The organism is Candidatus Liberibacter sp. (genome assembly GCF_014048425.1).
Lineage (GTDB): Bacteria > Pseudomonadota > Alphaproteobacteria > Rhizobiales > Rhizobiaceae > Liberibacter.
On sequence record NZ_JACETX010000005.1, the window covers coordinates 54,894 to 61,393 of the forward strand.

Sequence of the window (6,500 nt, forward strand, 5' to 3'; positions counted from 1 at the left end):
TAACCATGAGAGGAAAACCAATTTCACATGCTACTAGTCGTGCTTGCTCTACTGAGTGAGAAATGCCATTCTTAGGTTGATTCAAATCCAATTCCATCAACAATTTTTGGAAACGATCACGATCTTCAGCTAGATCGATAGAGTCTGGTTGTGTGCCAAGGATAGGAATTTTATTTTTTTGAAGCTTCCTTGCAAGTTTTAATGGAGTCTGTCCTCCAAATTGTACTATTACCCCGATTAATTCACCTTTTTGTTGCTCTACACGTATAATTTCAAGGACATCTTCTTCAGTAAGGGACTCAAAATACAGTCTATCGGCGATATCGTAATCTGTAGAAACGGTCTCAGGATTGCAATTAATCATGATAGTTTCAAATCCTATTTCTTTCAAAGCGAAGGCAGCATGGCAACAGCAATAGTCAAATTCAATTCCTTGTCCGATGCGGTTAGGTCCACCTCCAAGGATGACAATTTTCTTGCGCTCGGAAACTCGATCTTCGGAAACGGATTGGTCAATAAAGCTCTTCTCATAAGTAGAGTACATATAAGACGTAGGAGATAGGAATTCAGCAGCACAAGTATCAATACATTTGAAGACAGGATATACACGCAATTGGTGTCGCATTTCGCGCACTTCACGAGAAGTCTTTCCGGATAAGATCGCTAGTCTAGCATCGGAAAAACCCATGGCTTTGATAGTATGGAAATTTTGATAATCTTCAGGAAGTCCATGTTCGCAAATGCGCTTTTCTACATCGATAATCATTTTTATTTGTCGAATGAACCAATGATCAATACTGCATCCTTGATGCGTTTCTTCCACAGACATGCCTAGACGCAATGCCTGTGCTACCATGCGCAATCTATTTGGAGTAGGGGTGCTAATGGCCGCGCGGATTGCGTTTTTATCGTCTCCTAAACCCAAAGCAGGTATACTGATTTCATCCAATCCGGTCAATCCGGTTTCAAGACCGCGCAATGCTTTCTGGAGAGATTCGGCGAAACTGCGTCCTATAGCCATGACCTCGCCAACAGATTTCATTGAAGTCGTTAAGATAGGTTCTGATCCTGGAAATTTTTCAAAAGCAAAACGTGGGATTTTTGTAACAACATAGTCTATTGAAGGTTCAAAGGAAGCAGGGGTTTTCCCGCCAGTAATATCATTTCCAAGTTCATCCAGGGTATATCCAACGGCTAATTTCGCTGCAATCTTTGCAATGGGAAATCCTGTTGCTTTGGAAGCTAATGCTGAAGAACGCGATACTCGAGGATTCATTTCAATAACCACGAGCTTTCCATTTTTGGGATTGACGGCAAATTGCACATTTGCCCCACCAGTTTCCACTCCAATTTCTTTGAGTACGGCGATTGAAGCGTTGCGCATGACCTGATATTCTTTGTCTGTCAGGGTTAAAGCTGGAGCGACGGTAATTGAATCTCCAGTATGGATACCCATAGGATCAACATTTTCAATTGAACATACAACGATGCAATTATCCGCTTTGTCGCGAATCATTTCAAATTCGTATTCTTTCCAGCCGAGAACCGACTCTTCTATCAAAACTTCAGTGGTTGGAGAGGCATATAGTCCGCCTTCGACAATTTCAAAGAATTCTGAACGATTGTAAGCTATACCGCCGCCTGTTCCTCCAAGGGTAAAAGATGGTCTGATAATCAGGGGCAATCCGATTTCGTCAAGAGCTTGCATGGCAACAGCCATAGCGTGAGACATATATCGTTGTTTTCTATCGTTCTCTCCCAAACTCCATTGAACTTCAAGATCGTCTAATGCTTTGTCGAGTTCTTTATAAGAGAGAGTTTTCTTCAGTTTTTCGCGTGCGGTTTCGTGCAGCTTACGATCTTGATCTTTAATATCCGTCGCATTAGCCAAGATAGATTTTGGTGTTTCCAGAGGAATGTTTTTCATTGCTTTGCTGAAAAGAGCTCGATCTTCAGCTTTGTCAATAACATCTGGTTCTGCTCCAATCATCTCAACTCCATAGCGGTCAAGAACGCCCATGCGTTTTAGTGAAAGAGCTGTATTGAGTCCTGTTTGCCCTCCCATGGTTGGAAGGAGTGCGTCGGGGCGTTCTTTTGCTATGATTTTTGCCACGACTTCTGGAGTAATAGGTTCGGTATAGGTGGCATCTGCCAGATCTGGATCAGTCATTATGGTCGCAGGATTAGAATTGACGAGAATAATTCTATAGCCTTCTTCCCGCAGTGCTTTACAGGCTTGAGTGCCGGAATAATCAAACTCGCATGCTTGTCCGATCACGATCGGCCCTGCTCCGATTATGAGAATAGATTTAATATCTTGACGTCTAGGCATATAATTTCCCTATAGAAGGACAAACAAAAATATCGTACTATTTTTTCCCAGAATTTTCTACATTGAGCGTCAATGTGTATTTTAATTACAGTAAACTTATCTTGTAGGCAACTCTGTTAATTTTTTTATTATATTTTGGTATTAGCTTAATAGATTGAAAACTTCTAGAGGAAATATTGGAGCGTGATTCTCAGGGTTAAAACCTTTGAGATGCTTGAGAATCTTATGAAAATCATTAAAACATTGGTTAAAGGCAGAGAGAATTTCTTTGGCAATTATGATGGTATGACAATGAGCGTACACTTAATCTCCAGCATATAGTTTACTATCCGTGCATCAAATAAACTTGTTAATGCCTAGTATATCGTAATTTGGGATAAGAGAATGGCAAGAAAAGATCTTTTGCATATTGATGACGGAGTGAAGGTGGCTCGTTTTCTCCTTTTTAGCTTCACAATACTGTCCTTTTTGATTGTTTTAGTTTTCGGCTTCGTGATGGATTTCAGAGCTGGTTATGAGTCATTGGTGTTCAACGTATCCGTTGGACTAGGAATAGTCATTATTGCTCATTTTGCTTTTTCATACTTGCAATTTTACCTTATAAGGGGTCTCGTTGAAGTTATAATAATGGGATATATATTGACGTTAGTCATTGTAATTTCTATGTATATGGCAGGACGTTTTAATATGCCTCTCATAGATGATAGACTCAGTGCAATAGATCAGGCAATGGGATTTTCTGGGAAAAATTTCCTCTATTTTTTAGATTCTTATCCTTTTTTAGAGAAAATTTTTTTCAATGCTTATCAATCTTTTATGCCTCAAATCCTTGGTTGGCTTATAATATTAATATGTTTAGGTCATATAGGGCGCGCATATGCTGCTATTACAGCATATGGCGTTTTATGTCTTATTGCGTCTATTATATCGATTTTCTTGCCGGCTTCTGGTCTATTCGTTCATTATGAAATACAAGCTAACTCCTTTCAAAATATCAATACTTATTTTGGGATTTATCATCTGGATGATTTTAATGCATTAAGGAATGATCCTGATTTTTTTTTCTCTTTTTCTCAGACGAAAGGGATAATCAGCTTCCCATCCGTCCATGCTTCAGTTGCAATATGGAGTATATGGACCTCTTGGGCGGTAAAGCCTCTGCGTTTTTTTAGTGTTGTTGGGAATGTTTTAATGATGATTTCAGCTATTACTCATGGAGGACATTACTTGATTGATGTTGTCGCGGGGATTGCAAATGGTGTTTTTTCCATTGCTATGATTGTGATCATAACAGATTTTTTGACGAAAAAAAAAAGAAATCTGCGGTTTAATCTTTCAAATTTTTAATCTATTATCAGGCGGTTTTATCTTAAGCGTTAATTTCAGGGTATTCTTAAGTTAGAGAAATCATATCTGGAAATTCTTTATTTGTTTCTTCCTGAATTTAGTAAAAAAAGCAAATTCCTAAGTTGATGTCATAGATTGTGAATTAGGATGTTTTTTGTGCGATTATTTGTTTGAAGATAAATATAATAGTGCTTGCAGAGTGATCCTCTAAGATGAGTTTTAGCCGTTCCCGTTTATGAACGGGGGTGTATCGCATGTCAATCAAGACGATAAGATGGTTTTGTTAATTATGGGATATTATTCTATAATTGCCTTTAAATAATTGATTTAAAAGTATTATTTCATTATATCCCCTTGCCTTTTTTGTGGATTTGGGATTGTCAATATACGAAGATATACGTTTAGAAGAGAGTCTTCCTAACGGTATACGATCGGCTCTTTTGGTATAATATTCTGTGTGTTGTATACTTTTCCATCCGTATATAGCCATGAATTCGTGGGACATTATTCCCAAAACGCATTTTCATTTCTGCAAAAAATGGTTTTTACACGATTATCTACTGAGGTTATGAATGTCGTCCGCTTATGGATGGGATAAGAGAAAAAATAAATTGCGGCTCATTTTTGATTTGCGAGACGGTCTTCCTCGTTGGCGATTGGGCGTCCAAGTTTTTTATCCCCCTTTTCTATTACAGTTTCATCTTTACAAGAAAAAGAAAAGCGCAATGAGTTTGATTGCGATTTGTTGGTGAAAAAAAAGCTCTTCCTGGAACAAAAGCAACCTTTTTGGTCTTGAGAGAAATCTCCAGTAATTTCGTGGTATTAATGCAGTTTGCTAGTGTAAGCCATATAAACATCCCTCCATTTGGTTTAGACCATTTTGCGGTTTTAGGCATATATTTTGATAGGGCATCAAGCATGCAATTGCATCTACGTCCATATAATTTTCTGATTTTTTCTATATGATCCTTTGATTGATGGCGTATCACGTGATTGATAACCATTTGATTTATTATTGGAGAATGAAGATCGGAAGCTTGCTTGATTAAAACAAGGTTTTGCATCAATTCAACGTTGGCACAAACCCATCCAATCCGTAGTCCTGGTGTAAGCGTTTTTGAAAAGCTACCAGAGTAAATGATTCTCGTAGTATTGATGTGACCTTTGCGTTTTATAGCAAGTGCTATGATTGGAGGAATCGATTCTCCGTGGAAACGAAGGGACTGATAAGCTCCATCTTCAATAAGAGGAACATCGATTCTCTCAAGAACATCCAAAAGATTTTCTCGGGACTTTTCATTGATTGTTTCTCCTGTGGGATTGGAAAAATCCGAAGAAATATACGCAAGCTTTATTTTTTTGCCGATAGATTTTTCTGCGGCTTTATATTCGTGATAAGAAGAGTTTTCTTCTAAAGACAGGGGATAATAAACAGGTTCATATGCGTTGAAAGCCAACAGAGATCCTAGGTAAGTTGGATCCGCAGTAAGAGCAATTTCGCCGGGAGAAATAAAAAGCTTCCCGAGGTAATCGAGAGCCTGTTGGGATCCCGATGTGATGATAATATTTTCGATATTGCAAGGAATGCCTATGGAATTCATTTGAGAAGCAATACATTCCCGCAATGGAAGATATCATTCGCTCATGAAATACTGAAGTGCTTCCTGTGGTTCGTCGGTTAGGATTTGATCATAAGCTTTTTTAAAGTCCTCATGAGGAAGTAGGCTTGAATCGGGAAGCCCTCCTCCAAATGAAATTACTTCTGGCATATTCATAAGAGATAACAGCTCACGAATTTCAGATTCGCTCATACGATTTGAGCAAATGGCAAACTTATCTTTCCAATCAAATTCGGACATAGGGATTTTTCCTTAAAATTTTCCAGAGCACTAATTTTTATTTGCAGGGTATTGGAGGTTTCCGTAAAAATCGATAGTCTAGCTTTTATCTTTTGTGGAGAGACGATTGTTTTAATCCATGGCATCATAGCATGGAGACTTTTGCCAATTTGTTCAATTTGGTGATTATCATTCTTGTTTTTTATTGCCTTGAAATTTTTAGAACCAGAACGATATTCCTGCATCCATTTTGATGTAAAATCTTCTGTTTGGATGTCCTGTAAGATTTGTTTCATCTCTTCCTTTATTTCAGGAGGAATAATGCGATAGCCAGATACATATTCTCCCCATTCAGCAGTATTGGAAATATAATGATTCATATTAGCGACACCTCTTTTATAGATAAAGATCAACGATAAGCTTCATTTCGTGAAGATGCTCAAAATAAATCATTTCCGGAGGCGTATCCAGTTTTAACGAGAGTTTCAAATCCCGTACGAATAAGCTAAGCCAAGCTACCACCACACAATATGGCTTGTTCTCCTAAAAGATCTGTTTCACACTCTCCTTCCTTAAAGATGATCGAAATAATTCCTGAACGACCGCTGTGCCGATACTATAGGAACAAGATAATACCAGAACAAAAGCTTTGCCGGGAAGGATTTTGATGAACAGCAATGAGTGATGGGGAACTCTCCCTCCTTGAGTGAACTGGATACATATAGCATCCCCTGGGTTCTTGGAGGATTATCATGATAACGTCAATTTTCTCTTGAGGGGCAATAAGCTTGAAATGAATATTAAGTCCGTGAGAAAATCCTAAGACAGGGACCATCTTTCATGTTCTCGGGAGTATATCATTTGCATATACATCAGCTTGAACCTCATAAGGTATCATGATCCAGATCAAATCTTCCCGAGCCACTCCCTCAAGAATTGATGTTACTTGGAATCTATCGTTTTTCGCTTTTTGGATACTTGTT

At 38.3% G+C, this 6,500-nt stretch carries 2 protein-coding genes and 3 pseudogenes; 1 reads left to right on the plus strand and 4 read right to left on the minus strand.

Annotated features, from left to right (window positions below; genetic code table 11):
* A partial coding sequence (gene carB / locus H0G72_RS01405) for a carbamoyl-phosphate synthase large subunit (RefSeq protein WP_182016869.1) occupies window positions 1–2,332 on the minus strand: 2,332 nt, incomplete at its 3' end.
* 384 nt (window positions 2,333–2,716) lie between these two features.
* Here carB and H0G72_RS01410 point away from each other — a divergent pair.
* Window positions 2,717–3,679 carry a phosphatase PAP2 family protein gene (locus H0G72_RS01410; protein WP_182016871.1) on the plus strand — a complete coding sequence of 321 codons (963 nt, stop codon included), beginning with the start codon at window positions 2,717–2,719 and terminating at the stop codon, window positions 3,677–3,679.
* Between the two features lie 618 nt (window positions 3,680–4,297).
* On the opposite strand, the pseudogene H0G72_RS01415 reads toward H0G72_RS01410, so the two are convergent.
* The 3 pseudogenes from H0G72_RS01415 to H0G72_RS06405 all read right to left on the minus strand — a co-directional run bounded on the left by H0G72_RS01415 (window position 4,298) and on the right by H0G72_RS06405 (window position 6,442).
* Window positions 4,298–5,538, minus strand: a pseudogene (locus H0G72_RS01415) (aminotransferase-like domain-containing protein).
* Between the two features lie 110 nt (window positions 5,539–5,648).
* Window positions 5,649–6,171 (minus strand): annotated as a pseudogene (locus H0G72_RS06455) (ketol-acid reductoisomerase); the annotation flags it as partial.
* Window positions 6,134–6,442: pseudogene (locus H0G72_RS06405) on the minus strand (hypothetical protein). The pseudogenes H0G72_RS06405 and H0G72_RS06455, both read right to left, overlap by 38 nt.
* Between the last annotated feature and the right edge of the window lie 58 nt (window positions 6,443–6,500).